Source organism: Brevundimonas sp. SS2672 (assembly GCF_059579685.1).
The window spans coordinates 1,251,110-1,269,281 of the sequence record NZ_CM184201.1; the positions used below are offsets into that span (position 1 = coordinate 1,251,110).

At 61.7% G+C, this 18,172-nt stretch carries 20 protein-coding genes; 13 read left to right on the top strand and 7 right to left on the bottom strand.

The annotated features are described in order from the left end of the window. Positions 1–10: 10 nt before the first annotated feature. Positions 11–664, bottom strand: a complete 654-nt coding sequence (locus tag AC52GN_RS06350; RefSeq protein ID WP_496528539.1) for an FAD-dependent oxidoreductase — start codon at positions 662–664, stop codon at positions 11–13. 318 nt (positions 665–982) lie between these two features. Here AC52GN_RS06350 and AC52GN_RS06355 point away from each other — a divergent pair, with 318 nt between their 5' ends. The 4 genes from AC52GN_RS06355 (at position 983) to AC52GN_RS06370 (ending at position 7,412) form a co-directional block, all read left to right on the top strand. Beyond that, complete coding sequence (locus tag AC52GN_RS06355; RefSeq protein WP_496528540.1) at positions 983–3,955, top strand: TonB-dependent receptor; 2,973 nt, start codon at positions 983–985, stop codon at positions 3,953–3,955. 109 nt (positions 3,956–4,064) lie between these two features. Further along, positions 4,065–4,562 (top strand): hypothetical protein, encoded by a 498-nt coding sequence (locus AC52GN_RS06360; protein ID WP_496528541.1) that lies wholly within the window; start codon positions 4,065–4,067, stop codon positions 4,560–4,562. A gap of 262 nt (positions 4,563–4,824) precedes the next feature. Further along, the gene (locus AC52GN_RS06365) at positions 4,825–6,159 is read left to right on the top strand and encodes a TonB-dependent receptor (RefSeq protein WP_496528542.1); all 1,335 of its coding nucleotides are present in this window, start codon (positions 4,825–4,827) and stop codon (positions 6,157–6,159) included. A gap of 1,064 nt (positions 6,160–7,223) precedes the next feature. After that, a complete protein-coding gene (locus AC52GN_RS06370; protein ID WP_496528543.1) occupies positions 7,224–7,412 on the top strand; it encodes a hypothetical protein in 189 nt (62 codons plus the stop codon). On the opposite strand, the gene AC52GN_RS06375 is transcribed toward AC52GN_RS06370, so the two are convergent. From AC52GN_RS06375 to dsbD, 3 genes are read right to left on the bottom strand one after another with little or no spacing between them, the layout of a single operon-like run. After that, positions 7,409–8,071, bottom strand: a complete 663-nt coding sequence (locus tag AC52GN_RS06375; RefSeq protein WP_346487695.1) for a DsbA family protein — start codon at positions 8,069–8,071, stop codon at positions 7,409–7,411. The genes AC52GN_RS06370 and AC52GN_RS06375 overlap by 4 nt on opposite strands. 24 nt (positions 8,072–8,095) lie before the next feature. Then, on the bottom strand, positions 8,096–8,890 hold the full coding sequence (locus tag AC52GN_RS06380) for a prolipoprotein diacylglyceryl transferase family protein (protein ID WP_496528544.1): 795 nt from the start codon (positions 8,888–8,890) through the stop codon (positions 8,096–8,098). After that, positions 8,887–10,782: a protein-disulfide reductase DsbD gene (gene dsbD / locus AC52GN_RS06385; RefSeq protein ID WP_496528545.1), complete on the bottom strand. Its 1,896-nt coding sequence runs from the start codon at positions 10,780–10,782 to the stop codon at positions 8,887–8,889. Before dsbD ends, AC52GN_RS06380 begins: the two co-directional genes overlap by 4 nt. A gap of 63 nt (positions 10,783–10,845) precedes the next feature. Between dsbD and AC52GN_RS06390 the strand changes: the two genes are divergently transcribed. The 5 genes from AC52GN_RS06390 to AC52GN_RS06410 all read left to right on the top strand — a co-directional run bounded on the left by AC52GN_RS06390 (position 10,846) and on the right by AC52GN_RS06410 (position 14,423). Continuing rightward, on the top strand, positions 10,846–11,499 hold the full coding sequence (locus AC52GN_RS06390) for a response regulator (protein ID WP_496528546.1): 654 nt from the start codon (positions 10,846–10,848) through the stop codon (positions 11,497–11,499). Then, positions 11,496–11,837 (top strand): hypothetical protein, encoded by a 342-nt coding sequence (locus AC52GN_RS06395; protein WP_496528547.1) that lies wholly within the window; start codon positions 11,496–11,498, stop codon positions 11,835–11,837. Before AC52GN_RS06390 ends, AC52GN_RS06395 begins: the two co-directional genes overlap by 4 nt. A 54-nt stretch (positions 11,838–11,891) precedes the next feature. Beyond that, entirely contained in the window at positions 11,892–12,839 is a 948-nt protein-coding gene (locus AC52GN_RS06400; protein WP_496528548.1) for an ATP-binding protein, read from the top strand. A 162-nt stretch (positions 12,840–13,001) separates the two neighbouring features. Continuing rightward, positions 13,002–13,361 carry a disulfide bond formation protein B gene (locus AC52GN_RS06405; protein ID WP_496528549.1) on the top strand — a complete coding sequence of 120 codons (360 nt, stop codon included), beginning with the start codon at positions 13,002–13,004 and terminating at the stop codon, positions 13,359–13,361. A gap of 588 nt (positions 13,362–13,949) precedes the next feature. Then, positions 13,950–14,423, top strand: a complete 474-nt coding sequence (locus tag AC52GN_RS06410; RefSeq protein ID WP_269298458.1) for a hypothetical protein — start codon at positions 13,950–13,952, stop codon at positions 14,421–14,423. Positions 14,424–14,684: 261 nt separating this feature from the next. On the opposite strand, the gene AC52GN_RS06415 is transcribed toward AC52GN_RS06410, so the two are convergent. Continuing rightward, positions 14,685–14,903 (bottom strand): hypothetical protein, encoded by a 219-nt coding sequence (locus tag AC52GN_RS06415; protein WP_269298460.1) that lies wholly within the window; start codon positions 14,901–14,903, stop codon positions 14,685–14,687. 348 nt (positions 14,904–15,251) lie between these two features. Between AC52GN_RS06415 and AC52GN_RS06420 the strand changes: the two genes are divergently transcribed. Continuing rightward, positions 15,252–15,503 (top strand): hypothetical protein, encoded by a 252-nt coding sequence (locus AC52GN_RS06420; RefSeq protein ID WP_346521906.1) that lies wholly within the window; start codon positions 15,252–15,254, stop codon positions 15,501–15,503. Here AC52GN_RS06420 and AC52GN_RS06425 read toward each other — a convergent pair. Further along, positions 15,500–15,958 carry a hypothetical protein gene (locus AC52GN_RS06425; protein WP_346521904.1) on the bottom strand — a complete coding sequence of 153 codons (459 nt, stop codon included), beginning with the start codon at positions 15,956–15,958 and terminating at the stop codon, positions 15,500–15,502. The two genes, AC52GN_RS06420 and AC52GN_RS06425, sit on opposite strands and share 4 nt — an antisense overlap. Further along, positions 15,958–16,272 (bottom strand): hypothetical protein, encoded by a 315-nt coding sequence (locus tag AC52GN_RS06430; RefSeq protein ID WP_496528550.1) that lies wholly within the window; start codon positions 16,270–16,272, stop codon positions 15,958–15,960. Before AC52GN_RS06430 ends, AC52GN_RS06425 begins: the two co-directional genes overlap by 1 nt. A gap of 368 nt (positions 16,273–16,640) precedes the next feature. Here AC52GN_RS06430 and AC52GN_RS06435 point away from each other — a divergent pair, with 368 nt between their 5' ends. The 3 genes from AC52GN_RS06435 (at position 16,641) to AC52GN_RS06445 (ending at position 17,981) form a co-directional block, all read left to right on the top strand. Continuing rightward, positions 16,641–16,883: a hypothetical protein gene (locus AC52GN_RS06435; RefSeq protein ID WP_253108007.1), complete on the top strand. Its 243-nt coding sequence runs from the start codon at positions 16,641–16,643 to the stop codon at positions 16,881–16,883. Between the two features lie 94 nt (positions 16,884–16,977). Beyond that, positions 16,978–17,328, top strand: a complete 351-nt coding sequence (locus AC52GN_RS06440) for a hypothetical protein (protein WP_253108006.1) — start codon at positions 16,978–16,980, stop codon at positions 17,326–17,328. Then, entirely contained in the window at positions 17,328–17,981 is a 654-nt protein-coding gene (locus tag AC52GN_RS06445; protein ID WP_496528551.1) for a hypothetical protein, read from the top strand. The genes AC52GN_RS06440 and AC52GN_RS06445 overlap by 1 nt, the downstream gene beginning before the upstream one ends. Positions 17,982–18,172: the final 191 nt, after the last annotated feature.

The window sequence follows — 18,172 nt, forward strand, 5'->3', positions numbered from 1 at the left end:
GCGTCGGCCTTCAGGGTGAAGTCGCCGATGACCTGGCGATTGGAGGGGCGCCTCGCGGCGCGTCGTCGGGCGCCAGCACGGCGCCTGCAACGCCGGTCACCCGCCCGCCTTCGACCAGAATCTGATCGACTCTATGCCGGTGGTGAAAAGTCAGCCGCCCGATTCTCGCTGCTTCTCTGGCTCGGTGCGCAAACGGCTCCGACACGCCCGTTCCCGTGCCCCAGGCGACATGAAAGCGAGGAACCGAATTGCCGTGGCCGAACGCCTTGCCGGCGCCTCTCTCCGCCCAGCCCACCATGGGCGTCAGCTTGATGTCATGCTGACGCAGCCAGTCGCTTTTTTCACCGGCGGCGAACTCAACATAGGCGCGGCCCCAGCGCACCGCCCATTCGTCTTCTGCCAAGGGGCCGTCCAGCCGATCCCAGCCCGCGCTGCCCCGCCAATCCCGCCAGGCAAGGTCGAAACTGTCGTGCACGCCCAGGCGACGTTGCTCGGGCGAGTTCACCAGGAACAGGCCCCCGAACGACCAGAACGCCTGGCCGCCAAGATTGCTCGCGTTTTCCTGGTCCACCAGCAGAACACGGCGGCCTGCCCTTGTCAGTTCGTGCGCCGCAACCAGGCCTGCGAGCCCGCCGCCAACGACAATGACGTCCCCGTCCATCATGTCCTCCTAAAAAAGCGAATGCAGCATGATTTCACTAACAACTATGTAAATACAAGTGCGACGTTCGCATTCGTTCAAACAAATCCGGGACATGGAGCGGACGTGGAGAGAGGAGAACAACGAGTGCGCTGCGGGAGAAGATGAAAAGCTTCCGTAAGGTCACAAGACATCTATGTAAGTAAGCTGTTGACATGCGTATGAATAGGTGGATCGATAGCGTCAGCTTTCGGCGCATCCGCCTCGTCGTCAGCTCAACACAAAGGCGGGAGGAAGCATTCGGTCCAGCTGGGGAGCAGGGCCGTGCAGGGGAGGGTTATCATGGCTTCAGCGGCCTGTAATCGCGCGCGTCTGGCTGTCACCGCGTCGGCTTTCGCTCTAGTTGTCGCGGCGGGCCCTGCGCTGGCTCAGGATGCAGCGCCTTCCCAGGACGCAACGTCGGTCGGCGACATCATCGTCACGGCCCAGAAGCGCGAACAATCCATTCAGGATGTGCCGATCGCCGTTACAGCGCTCTCAGCCGAGAACCTGGACGCCATGAAGATCGAGGGGGCGGAACTGATGCGCGCCATTCCCAACGTCAGCTTCTCCAAGAACAACTTCAGCATGTATAATTTCGCTATTCGCGGAATTGGGACGAAGGCGATATCCGCATCCTCGGATCCGGCGGTGGCGGTCAGCTTCAACAACAGCCCTCTGATCCGTAATCGTCTTTTTGAGCAGGAATACCTGGACGTAAACCGGGTAGAGGTGCTCCGGGGGCCTCAAGGCACCTTGTATGGTCGCAATGCCACGGCTGGCGTCGTCAATATGATCCCGAATCTGCCGCAGCCTGATTTCGGCGCCATGCTAAAGGCTGAAACGGGCAACTATGGCGCAATGCGGGGGCAGATGATGGTGAACATCCCGCTGACTGACACATTTTGGGTGCGAGGGGCTGCGTCTCTAACCAAGCGGGATGGTTTCGATTACAACACATTCAACGACACGTCGGTGAATGGGCGAGACCTGTATTCTACGCGGTTGTCTGCTGCGTGGGAGCCTGGCGGCCGGTTACGCGCCAACTTGATCTGGGAGCATTTCGGCGAAGACGACAACAGATCCCGCACGGGCAAGCAACTTTGTACGCGCGATGACGGACCGACCCGTGTAGGGGCGACTGCTGTCCCGGATTCCTTGGTTCAAGGACGGCTTTCTCAAGGGTGCCAAGCGGCGTCTTTGTATACCGACGCGGCTTATAGCGCTCCAAACGGCACGGGTCTGTCCCAACTTTATGTGGCGTCCGGCATCGGCTATGGCTATGACAACAGCCTTCCCAGAAGGCAGGGCGTAAACGCCGTCGATTATGGCGTTGATCCTTATGATGGGGTCATCCAAAGTCGGAATTTACGAGAAATATCGACGAGGTATGATCCATATTATAAGGCTAAGAACGATGTTGTTCAGCTTAACATTGAGTACGATATATCTGACAATTTGAAGTTATACTCAACGACGGTTTATACCGAAGATAACTTCGAATCATCACAAGATTATGCGCGATATGTCTCGAATGACATATTCAATGACAGCACCAATCTTTGGGCGACCAGCAGCCCTATTAGTCCGAAACTCGAAGATTCCTTGGCGTCTCCGGGGGGTATATATACGGACCCTCAACTCGGACCTTCGCGACGGATGGAGTCGATCGATCTAAGCCAGTCCGATAATAGACAGTTCTATCAAGAATTCCGGCTTCAGGGTCGAGGTGGAGGGGCGTTTGATTTCAACCTTGGAGCCAATTATTTAGATTTCAAGACCCAGGATGATTATTACGTATTTAATAATGTGTTCAGCTTGATTGCAGAATATTTCTATAATGCGGTTCTTGGGTTAAGAATTCCGAAGCAAACAAATAATTGCCAAGACGGGTCTTTAATGGAATGTGTATATGTTGACCATTCTTCGTTAGGTGACCTGATTGGGGATGGTCATAATTATTTCAGAAGCAAGAATGTTGTAAATACCAGATCGTGGGCCGTCTTTGGTGAGGGGTATTGGAATCTTTCATCCGATGTTCGTCTTACCGCAGGTCTTCGTTACACGGATGATAAGAAGACGACCACGCCCTACCCCAGCCAGCTGTTGCTTGGATCTTTTGATCTGATTGGATTCGGGCCTTTATCCGGAGGGTCGGTCGCGCGCGGATATCCCGCTCTGCCGGACATCGAGCAGGATTGGCAAGCTTGGACCGGGCGGGCAGTGTTGGATTGGAAGGCCAGCGAAGATGTAATGTATTATGCGTCCTATGCTCGTGGATATAAGGGTGGCGGGGCAAATCCTCCTCGAGCTGATATAAATACAAGTGTTATACAGTATCAACCTCTCCCAGAAACATTTGACCCAGAATATGTTAATGCATTCGAGCTTGGAGTGAAATCATCTCTGCTTGACGGAGCTCTTCGTCTTAATGCCAATGCGTTCTATTACGATTATAGTGACTATCAAGTGTCTCAAATCGTTGATCGTATATCGCTAAACGAGAACTTTGATATGACTTCCATGGGGCTAGAGTTGGAGTTTATCTACTCTCCCGTGCGCAACTTCCGGATCGATGGGAATATAGGATATCTGAAAACTAGAATTGGCGATGGCGAATCGTCCATCGATGTCATGAATCGGACGCAAGGCAACCCTGATTGGGCGGTGGTAAGGCCTTGGGTCCAGGTGCCTTCGAATTGCGTGGCACCGACCGACTACATCGAAACTATTCTCAAATCGCCTATGTTCCCGATCTACGGCGTGAACGCCCTTGCAGTTCTATGCGGAGGGTCGCAGCGACTGGGTAGTTTTGATCCCAACTTCCCTGGGCAGGTGCCTTTCTGGCAGTTGTTTGGCTTTACCTACAATCCCCTAACTGACGCGCCGAATGGAGGGCGTGGGTTCGCTGCCGATCTCAGTGGCAATGAGCTGCCAAATTCTCCGAGATATACGGCAAATGTTGGTATGCAGTACACATGGAATTTGTCAGATTGGGATGTAACGATTAGAGGTGACTATTATAGGCAAGGGGATAGTTACTTCCGAGTGTATAATACTGATTACGATAGACTGAAGGCATGGGATAATGCTGGCGTTTCTTTCACATTTGAAAATCAAAAAGCTGGCCTTGTCGCTCAGGCCTATGTGAAGAACGTGTTCGATAAAACGCCAATCGTCGATGCATTTACCAATAGTGATGACTCCATGCTCACAACGAATGTTTTTACCCTTGATCCTAGGGTTTATGGTTTCTCGTTGACAAAGATGTTTTAGGTGATGTGACTATTCTCACATAGATGTAAATTGATGATTGCTTATAGATGAAAAGTGTCGTAGCAATGTAATGCCATAAAAATGGCGTTTTATAATAGGAGCAAACGTTATGCGTAAAGCTATTTCCGCGTTGTCTGCCTCTGTATTGATCATGGCTTCTGGGTCTGCTGCGTATGCTCAGAGCATATCTCCGCAGGGATCTATTCAGGTTAAGCTTTATACTGACGCATACCAGACGGTATCTGCCAATAATTGCGTCTCAGCCTGGGTCCCTGCTACGGTCTCGGGTCGAACCATTACGGTTCACGCAACCGGCTATACCCTCGGAAGTGGATTTCCTTGTGGAAACGTGACGTTCCAGGATAACTTGGTGGTGGATGTCGGTTCAGGATCGCCGACTGCCCCGATTACCATCACTGGGCTGAAGACCACTTCGGTGGCGGGCAATTGTGCGCAGACCGCCGGGGATACCGCACCTGCGGGATCTTTCAGTGAGCCGCGTTACGGTTCGGCTTCCGGTACGATTTCAGGTACCGGTCTATTCGGTATTCCAACACCCTGTACGTTTGCAGTTGATTTCGAGACGAACGTCGATCTCGACATCTAATGAGGATTTGATCGGGAGGGACGCCTCCCGATCTTATTCATGTTCTATCTATCGACTTGTTCATCGTTGAAGCTTATTGCTGATGATGAGGCAAGATATCATATAATATATTACTTAGATTTGAAAAATTGCCCGGTTTCGATGGTAGCTCGCGACGGAGTAGTGGATGCTACTGTGGCTATCCTTAGTAAGCTTGGCTGTCATGGGGCAGGTGGAGGTCACGCATGGGACATACGGCCGTACCCCTATAGCAGGCGCGGCGGTGAACCTGCCCATCCGCCAAGACCCAGATGATCCGGTCAGGGTCGATGATGTAGAAGTCCGTGGTCGTCGCGGCTCCGCCATGGTTCCCCCCCAGATCGAACTGAACGGCGCAGAGATCGATGCTCTGGGTGCCTGGGACATCAGCGAGGTCCTGCAGCGGTTGGGGGAAACATATGGCGTTGGCGGCGCGCCTCTGATCGTCATCAACGGCAAGCGGGTGGCTAATCCGAGCGCCTTTACCGGCTTTCCGCCGGATGCGCTGGTCCGCGCTGAGGTGCTGCCTGAGGAGGCGACCGCCCTTTATGGCGGCGCGCCTGGGCAAAGGGTGGTGAATCTGGTCCTGCAGCGACGATTCCAGAGTCATGACGGCCGCGTCTCGGGCGGGCAGCCGACGCAGGGCGGCACCTCATCGTTGGCAGCCCAACTCCGTCGCTCTGAGATTGACGGCCCAAGGACTGTGCAGATGAGCGCCCGCGCTTCGCACGATACCGCCCTGCACGCCGATGAGCGCGATCAGAATGAGGGTGAAGAGCTAGCCGGCAGCGCCGTTAACCTCCGCCCTGCTGTGGATCTGGCTGCCTTGCACCTCAGCACGACACGCCCATTGGGCGACTGGTCAACTGTCCTCACCTTGGATGGCCAGCGTAGGGAGAGCACCTCGCGCGTGCTTTTCGGCGATGCGGTCGTAGACACCCTCCGGCGAAATGAAAGCCTGGGCGGGGCCCTCGGGCTCAGCGGCAGGGTGCTGGGATGGCAGGTCCAGGCAAATGCAACCGCTCAGGCCTCTCGCGCGCACGAGATCGGTTTCGGCGATACGCGTAGCGAGAACCGCATGGTTGGTTTGAGCGGGTCGGCCGGGCGGACGCTGATTGAATTGCCCGCCGGTCCACTGATCGCCAACATTAACGGCCATCTCATGGACAACCGCTCGAACGTGGAGCGTGACGAAGAGCAAACAACGAGCGCCTTCCAGTTGCGAGAAGCAAAGGGCTCCTTGGCCGTGCCGCTGGCCAAGGCCGGCGTCCGCAAAGGTGTAATGCGGGGCGTGGGTGATCTGCTGGCGACGGTGGGAGGCGGCGTTAGAGACACCGATGCGGGGTCTGGCGATGAGGTGAATGCTGCTTTGGCTTGGACGCCCCAGCGGAAGGTGCGCCTGAACGGCGTATGGTCCGCCGCTAACGACAGCATTGCGGATAATCTGAGGTCCGCCCCCCCATATCACGACACACCTCGCGTGGTTTTCGATTTCCGTACGGGTCAAGCGTTGGAAATCGTGCCGATCATGGGGGTAATCCCAGCCTACGACAGCCACATTCTGAACGGCTCTCACTGACCGCATCGCTAGGGCCGTTCACTCGCTGGAGCCTGTTCATCAACTTGGGATATCAGCGCGACACGACTACAAACGGTGTCGGCTCGTTACCGGACTTGACGGAAGATGTGGAGGCGATTTTTCCTGAGCGGTTCCAGCGCGATAATGACGGGCGACTGATCAGCGTCGATTATCGTCCGTTGAACCTGGGTTCCAACCTGACGGAAGGCTTAACTTCCAGTCTGAATTTCAATATCCCGCCTCCTTCCGCCGAAGCGGGAGGGGGAGGCTAGGATTCTGCGCATTGCGCTGAATCACAGTTTCCGTTTGCGAAATAGGTTGTCGCTGGCGAATGGGTTGCCGGAGTTGGATCGGCTGAAAGGGGATGGGGGTGGCGTATCCGGTCAGGACGCGCGTCTGTTGATAGATGCTCAACGGGGCCATTGGGGGCTGAATGTCTCGGCCCGATGGCAGGACGGCTATAGGACCCGGCGGTTCAGCGGCAAGGATGGCCTGTCCGATTTGTTGTTGGAGCCTTTTGCCGCCGTAGACCTGAATCTGAGTTTTCGTATGGCTTCTCCCCGGGCGTCATCCGTGGACAATGGTGATGCGTCACGCCAGAGGGGGGCGGCTTGCAAGTGGGCCTGGAGATATCAAATTTGTTCGATGAAAGGCCTAAAGCGCGTCTCGGCGACGGCTCCCCGGCGCCCGGCTATGGGCGCAATGCGCAGGATCCCGTTGGCCGTACAGTGCGAATGACATTGCACCGGCGCTTTTGATCACGTCGAACCTTCATTGCAGAGGCAGAAAGCTAAGCAGCTTTAGTGTCAGTAGGCTGGCGGCCTGTGCTTACAGCGAGCGGTGATGACGTCGAACCGGACTCGTGCGCATGACGTCAGCCTAGGCGGGCTTTGGACCTGGTGTTGAGAGGCGAGCTTGGCTTTGAGGATCGCGCGGTGATTTAACCCGCTCATGCGAGGTGCGAGATGGCGACGACGGCGTGGTTATCACGCCGCCATGCGGCGCGATCGTCCGGCCGGAGCCGCAAGACGAAAGCGCTGAAAAGGTTGTGCGGATCGGCCTGGTTGCGCCCTCTGAGGGGGCCGGGGGCTGCGCCCAACGCCTTCGTCATGGTTCGGGCGCGCGGCGCCGAGCCCGTCCGGCGCGATATTGTCGTGGGCCAAGTCGGTCCGATGGGCGTCGAGGTGCTGTCGGGGCTCAAGGCGGGCGACGTCGTCGTTTGGACGCCGTCGCCGCAGTCCTTGCAGCCTTAACGCAGAGGTTGGCCCGTGCGCAGGCGGGCGATGATGGCTTCGAGCTGCGCTCGCGGCATTCCGCCCGGGATCAGATAGCCGTTGATGATGAAGGCGGGTGTGCCTTGCAGACCCATGGCCATGGCTTCCTGCATATTGAGCATCAGCACGTCGTCGATCTCGGCGCGGTGCGTCTCCAGGTCCTGGTCTAACCGCGCCAGATCAACCCCGGCGCCTTGAAGCAGGCGGCGTATCTCATCGTCGGTGACCCGCGAGGGATGCTTCATGAACGCGGCGTGGACCGCGTGGTACTTGCCTTGATAACCGGCGGCCAGGGCGGATCGGGCGGCGTTCTCCGATACGGCGCCGAAGATGGCCCAATCCTTATAGAGAACCCGGAGCTTGGGATCCGCCTTTAGAACCTCGTCGATTTCGACGTACATCTTCTTGCAGTAGGGGCAGTTGTAGTCGACGTACCCGATGATGGTGACGTCAGCGTTCTCGGCGCCCAGGAACGGCGTGGCCGGATTGTGCAACAGATCGTCGAAGCCTGTCCTGGCGATGGGCGGCATGTCCTGAACGACCGCTGTCCCGGCGGCGCCGTTGTCGGCATCGGCGGGGCTGCAGGCGGCCAGCGCCGCCGCGGCAGCAGCGAGGGCGGGGACGAATTTGCGGATCATGGGACTTCCTTTGAGCATGGCGGGCTAGTTCAGACGCGCGATTTCGATCGCGATCTGCTCGGGGGCGATTTCACCCAGGTGAGCCTTGGCCAGACGGCCGTCGGCGTGAAGAAACAGGGTCACGGGAATGCCGACTGTTCGATAGTGGCGCGGAACCTCCATCGCCGTGTCGAACAGGACGGATTGAAGGTTCAGATCTTCATTCGTCAGGAAGCGACGTACGACGACATCGCCTTCGCCCTGATTGATGAAAAGGAAGCGTACGTCCGGGTGTTCGATCTGGGCTTGCGCCAGGGCGGGCATTTCCCGACGGCAGGGCGGGCACCAGGTCGCCCACAGGTTGATCACGGCGGGACGACCGTCGACAGCCGACAGGTCGACAGGCGGTCCCTCAAGCGCGCTCAGGGTGAGATGGGGCGGAGGCAGGGGCTCGGTGGCGGAGACCAGTTGATAGGCTGTCGTCCAGACGAGCGCGCCGACCGCCAACGGCGCCAGGGCCCAGGCGCGTTCTCGCCTGGTCCGCAGCAGCACGACCATCGCGGCGATGATGACCGGCACGGCCCATATCCAGCTGAAGCCGCCTTGCCAGACCGCCAGAGTGCGCCACGGATCGTCCTGGAAATACTCCCAATGGGTCAGGACATGACCGAGGCGAGCGGCTGCGATACCGCCGAAGGCGACGACGCTGCTCCAGAGATTGAAGCGAGGGCTGACGCGAGTGGCGAGAAGGCCCGTTCCAATGATGAAGACGAAGACGCCGGCCAGGATGGCGAAACGTTCGCCTGACAGGACCAGCGGGCCCAGGGAGACGGCGTTCATGACCTCGCCCCGGCGTGTTCCAAAGCCGTCTGGACCTGTTGAGCCGTCATATCGCCGATCAGGCGGGCTCCGGTCGCCTCGGTGGATGAAGCGGTCAGGAAGATCATGGTCGGCGGCCCGGCCACTCCGTAGCGCTTCATCAGGTCACGCGTCTCAGCCGTATTTTGGGTAACGTCGACCTTGATCAGATCTGCTGCGGCGAACGCAGCGATCGTCGCCGGATCGGCCAGAACGCGACGATCAACGGCCTTGCAGATCGTGCACCAGTCGGCGGTGAAGTAGAGGACGGCCGGACGGCGGACATCGGCGGCGCGAGCCAGGGCCTGCTCCAGCGTCGCCTGATCCTCGACGATGGCGGTCGGGACGACAGATGGCGTCGCGGCCGCGCCTGAATTGGCCGACATCAGGGGCGCAAGCGGCCGCCAGGGGTCGACCGCGCCGAGACCGAGGCCGATCAGGATGAGGGCGCCCCATAGGCTCGCCGCCAGTCCGGCGCTTCGGGCGAGGTTCGAGATCAGATTGTTCGTCGCGGGGCTGAAGAGCCCGAGCACGGCGGCGGCGGCGAAGCTGAGCGCCGCCCCCGTCGCCAGGGTGACGGTCGGCGGCAGGATACGTCCGGCCAACCACCAGGCCATGCCCAGGAAGGCGAAGCCGAAAGCCATCTTGACCCGGTTCATCCAGGGACCCGCCTTGGGCAGGAAGCGGGCTCCGGCGGTGCCGAACATGATCAGGGGCACGCCCTTGCCCAGCCCCAGGAAAAACAAGGCCGCCGCGCCCAGAACCACGTCTCCGGTCTGGGCGATATAGAGCAGAGCTCCGGCCAGCGGTGCGGTGACGCAAGGGCCAACGATCAGGGCTGAAACGAAACCCATGGCGGCGGCGGATGGCGCTGAACGCCGCCCCTGTCCTTCTTCGCGCGAGAAGCGACTGGTCCATGCCGAAGGCAGTTGCAGCTCGAACCCGCCGAACATGGAGATCGCCAGGGCCAGGAAGATGAGGCTGAGGCCGCCGACGGCCCAGGCCGATTGCAGGGCGACCTGCAGGTTCTGACCCGACCAGGCGGCCGCGACGCCCAGCAAGGCGAAGGCGGCGGCCAGACCAAGAACATAGGCGATCGACAGGATCAGGCCTCGCCTTGTTCCTCGGCCGTCCACGCCGCGACCGATGACGCCCGCGAGGATCGGGTACATGGGAAAAACGCACGGGGTGAAGGCCAGCAGAAGGCCGAAGCCGAAGAAGGCGGCCAGCACCCACACAGCGCCGCCTTTCAGCGCCAGGCTGTCGATCAGGCCGTCCGAGGTCGGAACCGCCTCAGACGGTGCGAGAGGCGACGGCTCAGGGGCTGCCGGTGCGACCAATGGCCCGGTCGGCTCGGTCGAGACGTCCTTCGGCGGTTGAACGACGGAGACGACAGGCGTGGCCGGCGCGGGCGTCGTCGGCGCCGATGCCGGCGACTTCGGTTTCGCGGGCGTTTCGACGGTTCGCGTCGTCGGCGGGTAGCAGATGGCGTCCTCAAGACAGCCCTGGAACGTGATGTCGATCGAACGGGGCCCGCCCGCCGCAGCCAGGGCCTCGGCCGACAGGACCGCGCGGCCCTTGCCGTACCAGACGTCCACGACGCCGAAACCTGGATCATCCTTGCGCTCGCCAGGAGCCAGTCTCAGCGGCAGGGCATCCTTGGCGCCTGACGCCGTTGCGGCTGTATGATCCCGATAAAGGTAGTGTCCCGGCGCGATGGTCCAGTCGAACGCCACATCGCCGTCGGCTTGGCGCGACACCTTGAGCACGAAGGCCTGGTCGAGAGGCAAGGGCGCCTGCGCCAATGCTGATCCGCCCAAACCGATGATGAGCAGAAGCAGCATGACGCTGACGAAGCGTTGGAGAGACATCATGGCGGGGACAGGTCGTAGAATGAACTTAAGTCAGGCTTAAGCCGCGACCCGCACATCGAAATCATGAGAATTCTCGCCATTGAAGACGATCCGGTTCTGGCCGACGGGCTGAGCGTCGGCCTGAGCGCTTGCGGCTGGACCGTCGAACAGGTCGCCACGGTCGAGGAGGCGAGGGCGGCGCTGGAGGCGTCGGGCTTTGACGCCGTCGTGCTGGATCTCGGACTTCCGGACGGCGACGGTCTGTCGGTGCTGCGATATGCGCGCGAGCGGGACATGGACGTCGGCGTCGTGGTGTTGTCCGCGCGCGACGAGAGTCGCGACCGCATACAGGCGCTTGACGCCGGCGCGGACGACTATGTGGGCAAACCCTTCGACCTTGACGAACTCGCCGCCCGACTGAGGGCGGTTCGGCGGCGGTTGCTGGGACGGTCATCACCCGCCTTGCGTCACGGGGATCTGACCCTTGATCCAAAGGCCCGACTGGCCTGGCGTGGGGATGGCGACCTGTCGTTGTCGCGTCGCGAGTTCGCCGTTCTCGAAGCTCTGATGGAGCGGCCGAGCCAGGTGCTTTCGCGCGCGCAGCTCGAAGAGCGGCTCTATGGCTGGCAGGAGGATATCGGTTCGAACGCCGTCGAGGTTCATATTCATCATCTACGCGCCAAGCTGGGCGCCGGCTTCATCCGCACGGTTCGCGGCGTCGGCTATACGCTGCAATGAAATCGATCCGCTTCAGGCTGTTCGCCACACTGGCTCTCGTCACCGCCCTGGTATGGGGCGGGGCGGTTCTGTGGGCCGAGGTGCATACCCGCGCCGAGGTGCAGCAGGTGCTGGACAGCCGTCTGATGGAATCCGCCCGCATGGTGTCCTCGATGATGCGGGCGGGCGATGTTCGTCCTGTCATCCAGGCCTCTGAAACGAAGGCCGGCCACGTCTATGATCGCCAGCTCTCCTGTCAGATCTGGTCGATGGACGGCCAGTTGCTGGGACGATCCCAAAGCGCGCCCGTAGAGCAGTTGTCCGGCGGAGAGGACGGGTTCTCCGAGCGCGAGATCTGAGGGGAGCGATGGCGCGTCTATACAGTCAGCGATCCGCAGGCCGGATTTCGGGTGATGGTCGGCGACAATCTGGCGGTCCGCGAACATCTGGTCGGAAGCGTCGTGACAGGCCTGATCGGACCGGCGGTTCTGGGGCTGACGGCGCTGGGCGCCCTGATTTGGTGGTCGGTCGGGCGAGGCTTGGCGCCGGTCCGCCAGATGACCGACGCGTTGAGCGCGCGCGATGCCGATGATCTGGCTCCCATCGACGTGTCCCACGGCGCCCGTGAGTTGCAGCCGTTCGTCCTGGCCTTGAACGAGTTGATCGGCCGCCTGGGCGCCGCACGGCGCCGAGAGGCGGAGTTCACTGCGGCGGCGGCGCATGAACTGCGAACGCCGCTGGCGGGTCTGCGGATACAGGCGCAGATCGCCGCCGCTACGGACGACCCGTCGATCCGGCGACATGCGCTTGAGCAGATCCAGACCTCGGTCGATCGCACGGCGCGGCTGGTGGCGGGGCTGCTGGCGCTGGCGCGCGAGGATGAGACCCCGATCCAGAACGAAAACCGCCGATTGATCACCCTGAGGCAGGCCTTTCCTGCGGCCGCCTCGGATGAAAGGGTTCAGTTTTTCGGGGAGGACGGCCTTCTGTATGTCGATCCTGTTCGCTTTGGCGCGGCCGCCGACAATCTGCTGGCGAACGCCCGGCGTCATGCGGACAAGCGGATACGCATCGGACTGGAAATGACGCTCCGGCCCGCGCGTCTGGTCGTCGAGGATGACGGGGCGGGGGCGGCTGCGGACGAGCTTTCACGACTTGGACAGCGCTTCTTTAGGGGAGCCGGCGGTCGTCATGAAGGGGCGGGGCTGGGACTGTCGATCGTTCTGGCGACGATCAAGGCCCATGGCGGCGAAGTTCGCTTTCTGAACTCGCCTCTGGGCGGCTTGCGCGTCGAGCTCTTGCTCGATCGGATCAACATCCGCAGCGACGGCTCCGGCGGGAAAGGGCGAAAGCCGGATTGACGCCCGTGCTGTCGAGCGATCCGATCATTGCATTCACACGGCGACGCTGGCAGGCAAAGCTATATCGGGTGGGGCGCAGGCGCCCTGGGGTTGATGGGATTGGAGCTGGCGTGAACAAGATCATGAGTTTGCTGGGAAGCGCCCTTTTGAACCGGCGAGATCGTGGGCGCCGCCATTCTTGCCGTGGTCCTGTTCACCCTGGCTGTCGATCTGGCTGGCCTGGTCTTCCCGTGCCCCTACTGTCGGGTCCAGCGGTTCGCTCTTGGCGTCCTGGCGCTCATCTTGATGTTGAAATCATATGACGCCCTGTGGTCGCGCTATATCGCCGCCGTCGTCGGAATGATGGGCCTGGTCGTCGGGATCAGCCAGAATTTCAATCATATCAAGAAGATCAACAATGGCAGCTTTGACTGGTCCGCCCTTTGGATCGGTCACCCCTGGATATTGTCAGGCTTGGCGATCCTGGCTTTGACTTGGCAGCTCTTCCTGATTTTCGACGTCGATAGGCGTTCGACTCGGTAAGACCCGCACGGAGCGGTTGCTCTGGGCGGCTGCCGTAGTGAGTGGGCAAGACAGCCGTTCCAACGGGGAGCGCCCCAGTAGCAGCAGCCGCACCCATGAACGGATCGCAGGCGCCTAGCGACTGATGTCATCTCAGCGGAGTTGCTCTTTTCGTGCGACAAATCCGCATGGCCAATCCCGGGACCAGTGATGGTCTGGTTGTCATGGGCTAACAGGATTGGGGAGAGGATCGGCGCGCTTCCGGAAATAGCGAATATTTCCGAGGCCGTAACACCCCCGAGTGGCTCCGATTCGCGGAGGCGTTTCGAACTATCTGCTTCCTGCCAAATCGAGAAGTAGGAGCTTTGTTTGAGATGGTGCGATTCTTCTATAAGGAACGAGGGGAGGCTCCTGATCTCTCACCAACTTAAATCGTGTTCTCTTCACGCGGGACCGTGTTGACGCTCAACGCGGGCGCAGTGGCGATCTCAGAATAGCTCATCGCGCTTTTCGGCGCCGTGGCGGTCCTCGCCGGAAATGTGCGAGGATGGGTGGAGGCTCCGTGAGACGGCCGACGCAACCCGCCCGGTCGGAGAGGGTTGAGCCTTCATGCGCTTCCTCGACCTGCTTCCCTCGGTCCTGATCGGCGCCGCCGCCAGCGCGCGTTCGATGACGCCCATGGCCGTCATCGCCGCAGCGCGGCTGGGCCGCCGCGCCACGCCGGGCAGACTCGTTCTGCTCGACCGTCCGTTATTCAGGTTCGGTGCGCTGGCGATGGGCGTTGGCGAACTGCTCGGCGACAAGATGAAGTCCGCGCCGGATCGTACGGTATTCCTCGGCCTGCTTGCCCGGATCGCGAGCGCCGGGATCGCCGGCGGCGCCCTGGCGCCGAGGGGACGCGAGCGGCGCGGCGCCGCCTTGGCCGTGGGCGTCGCCATACCGCTGGCCTATCTGACGCTGGCCGGCCGAAAGGCCGCGCTGCGGCGCATTGGCCAGACCCGCAGCGGGATCGTAGAGGACCTTGTCGTTGCAGGCCTTGGCGTTGCGACGGTCGCTGGTGCGACACGCGCGCGGCGGCCTTAGCCGACCAGCCTGAAGGCGTCAGATTTGCACAGCGTGAGCCCGATGGTTGCGCGCCGCTCTGGTGAACTGCGAGATCGCACCCGAGACGATCGGGAGATAGGCGGTCAGGGCGGCTCGGTGCGCCCGGACGCCAAGTAGGGCGTCGCCGGAACAGGGCGGCGCTCAAGCTGTGCGGCGGCGCAAGAGCGCCGCCGCCACCGACGATCAATCAGTCGAATGGGCGCCGCTCCGGAGATTCGGCCAGCCACCCATTCCTGCTGATCAGGCGCCCGTGCCAAAGCCCTTCGGACCGCCGGCGCCCGCGGCGCCGTCGCCGCCGGTCGAAGGCGATGGGTTCCTGTCGGCCGGATTGTTGTTCGCCAGAGGGTCTTGATTGGCTCCGCTCTTGCGAGCCTGGCGGCCGGCTTCGACTTCATCGCCGTCCAGGTCGGGCGCTTCCCTGGGATTGCGGTTCGGATCGTTCGGTTGGACGTCGGTCATGGTCATCTCCCTGTTGGTTGCCTGAAACCAAGCGGTGGGAGGTTCACCGGTTCCGAGCTACTTCGCGAATCGAAACGGCCCAGCGAGAACCGGGGGACTGTCCTCAAGCCGGGCCGCTGATCCCATTGAAGGGATTTGTTGACGGCGAAGGGCCGCGCAAGGCTACCAGTCAGGCGGCACGGGCGCCGCGCCCGCGGCCATAACATTCATCGTGAATGCAGCCATCGCGACGCCTAAAGTTTTATGGACATATAACTGTCCCGATGGAGACTATCTCCAGGCGAGAGGGTCACAACCGTTACGCGAGTGCGCAACTCACAAGAGTGTTAGCGCGCCAGAAGGTCGCACATGGACGAAGACGACGACATCGACCCTTCAGACGACCCGATCTATCGGGCTGGCGTGCTCATGGGCAGAAACCAGGCCCTGACGGACGTCATGGAGCGTCTGTTCTCGCCGGACGCCGTATCAGCCGAGAAGACCGTCCGCGCCCTTCACGCCTGGGTCCAGCAGACCATGGACGAGGTGAGGGTTGAGATGCAGCTCGTGTTCGCGGATTTCGAGGCCGAGGACGACGAAGACGATGACGATAAGGGCTAGAGCTTAGCGCGCGCCCTCTCCAGGCGGGCCTGTAGTTTCTCGCGCTGCGCTTCATAGGCCGTCCGTTCCTCTTCCCTGCGCGCCCTAATGGCTTGCAGCTCTTCATCCAGCCGCCGTGCGGCCTGACCGTGCATGGCGTCGAGGTCGTCCAGGGCGATTTGGGCTTCCTCCACCCGTTTCCGATCGGCGGCGCTGGGCTGCTTCGTCTTCTTCGCCGCGCCCTTCTTCGGAGCGCTCGCCGGCAGCTTCACGTCGAGCCTGCGCTCAACCACCGTGCCGGGCGAAGCCTTGGCGGTGTCAGCGTCGGGGCTGTCGTCGACTTCCTTGGCCAAGCCGGTGGCGAAGAGATCCTGGCCGCTGCCCCAAGCGGCTAACGCCTTCGGTCGCGAGCTGGCCGCCACGGTGAAGGTGTGAAAGCCGTCCGACCATTCGAACAGCTTGAGCCGCGGAGCCATCAGGTCGGATCCGCAAGCGGCGGCCTGGGCAGTTCGCGTGCACCCTCCGGCTCGGCGACGCCAGGCGGTGAGGGCTCCGTACCCGCGGCGTCGTCGATCTTCTTCATCTGTGTGGCGTCGTCGTCCAACTCCGGCGGGGCAGGGGGCGGGTCCGATAGTCTCGGCCTGGCCGGACGGGCGGAGATGTTCTCCTGGCCGACGCCGCGAAGCCGTTCCGCTGGATCGCCCCTCGATACCGTGTCGGCTTTGACCGGCGTCAGGTCGCCGTCCTCGTTGTTGAGGTGTTCAGGCGGATCACGTGGTGTCTCGGTCATGGCTCTCTCCTCTTATGCCGAGGAGAGAAGTTGAGGGGGCGAGGAGGCGTTCCAGAACCTGGCGTCATGACTGTCTCGCCGGTGTTCTCCTCACCTGTGCCCATCAACGCGAATTGCGGCAGGGATAGCCGTCGCGCCGAGCTGCAAAGGTGATGCTGCCCTTCCAGGGCTTGGATTCGAGATCGTGGGAGCCAGCTCCGATCGACTTTGCTGAGGCCGTGTCCCGGCCATGTCTCGTAACGGGGATGCCAGCGCGAAAGAGGATTCGGCTACCGAGCGCCAGCCTGCTTCCGCATGGGTCCGCTAGGCGACCCAAGGAACAGGTCGCGCGGCGGGCTCTTGCTTCACCGTCAAAGAGGAGCCGCCACATGCCTCACTTCACCATTCGCTACAGTGGATCGGGGACGGGCGTCCTGCGCGTCGAATGCGTCACGGTGGAGGACGCCGCGGCCGCCATGGCCGAGGCGCGGCGGCGGCTCGCCGTCAGCCGGACCTTTTCTTCCGCTGAAGTCTTCGACGACGAGCATGCCTTGTATCGACTGGCGTCGAGGCGAGATGGCGTTTCGGCCGTGGAGGCGTGCGAAGCGCGGACCTCGGAGCGGGCTGGATGACCCGGAACCTTACGGTCCGCGGGAAAGTCTTCGACGCGGCGGAACGCTTTGAATCCGGGCGGCTTCCCTCAACACCTCATCAAAGGAGAAACCCATGAGAGCTTCCATAGGTCTGATCGGAGCCGTCGTTCTGCTTGGAGCGTGCGGAGATAACCGCGACGCCCAATCCCCTGTCGAAGGGCCTGTGGTGTCCGCGTCGGAGACACCTCGGAACCCCGCCGTCGACACGACGGAGAACGCTGCAGAGGGGACGATCACGCCGGGCGCAAATTCCTTTACCGAGGGGCAGGCGAGAAGCGCCATTGAGAAACAGGGCTACGCCCAGGTCGGCGGTTTGAGCCAGGGCGAAGACGGCGTCTGGACGGCGACCGCCGTCAAGGACGGCGTCGAGTCGAGGGTTTCCGTAGACTACAAAGGCGTCGTCAGCGCGTCGCCCGCTTCCTGATGCTGAAGGAGATTTCCATGTCCACAATCACGCGACTCTACGATACTCACACCGAAGCGATGGACGCCGTGTCCGCCCTCGAAGCCGCCGGCTTTGGAGCGGCTGACATCAGCGTCATCTCCAATAACGCCGACAACTGGCACGAGAGCCACCGACATCACGGGCGGTCGCCCGGTGACATGAACGGCGACGGCGAGAACGACGTCGCAGAAGGCGCGGGCAAGGGGGCGGCGACCGGCGGCGCGCTCGGCGTGGGCGCCGGCGTTCTCGCGGGCCTGGGCATGCTGGCGGTGCCGGGCCTGGGCCCCGTGGTGGCAGCAGGCTGGCTCGCGTCGGCGGCGGTCGCAGGGGCCGCGGGCGCCGCTGCGGGCGGGGCGGTCGGCGGAATTCTCGGCGCGCTCAAAGAGGCGGGCCATGATGACGATGACGCCCACGTCTACGCCGAAGGCGTGCGTCGGGGCGGAACCCTTGTCAGCGTTCGCGTCAATGAAACGGAGCGGGCCCGGGCGCAGGCGATCCTGGACGAGAGCCGCGGCTGGGACGCCGCCGCTCGAGGGGCCGCCTACCGCCAGACGGGCTGGACGCGCTTTGACCCCGCCGGGGCGCCCTATACAACCGACGAGATCGCTGCGGAGCGCGCTCGATATCGATAAGGCGCGCAGGGGAGGCGGCGCGGGCGCTTTGCGCCGCCTTCGCCGCCTCGCGCGGGGGCAGGAGGACGGAGAAATGAAAAGAAAACGCCTGTTACGCTCCCGCGTGGGCGTCAGACTTGAACGCATCCAGCCTGGCTCAAGACGACGGGAGGCGTGGTATCGCCTGACCGGAGGTGGGACGGACAAGCCGC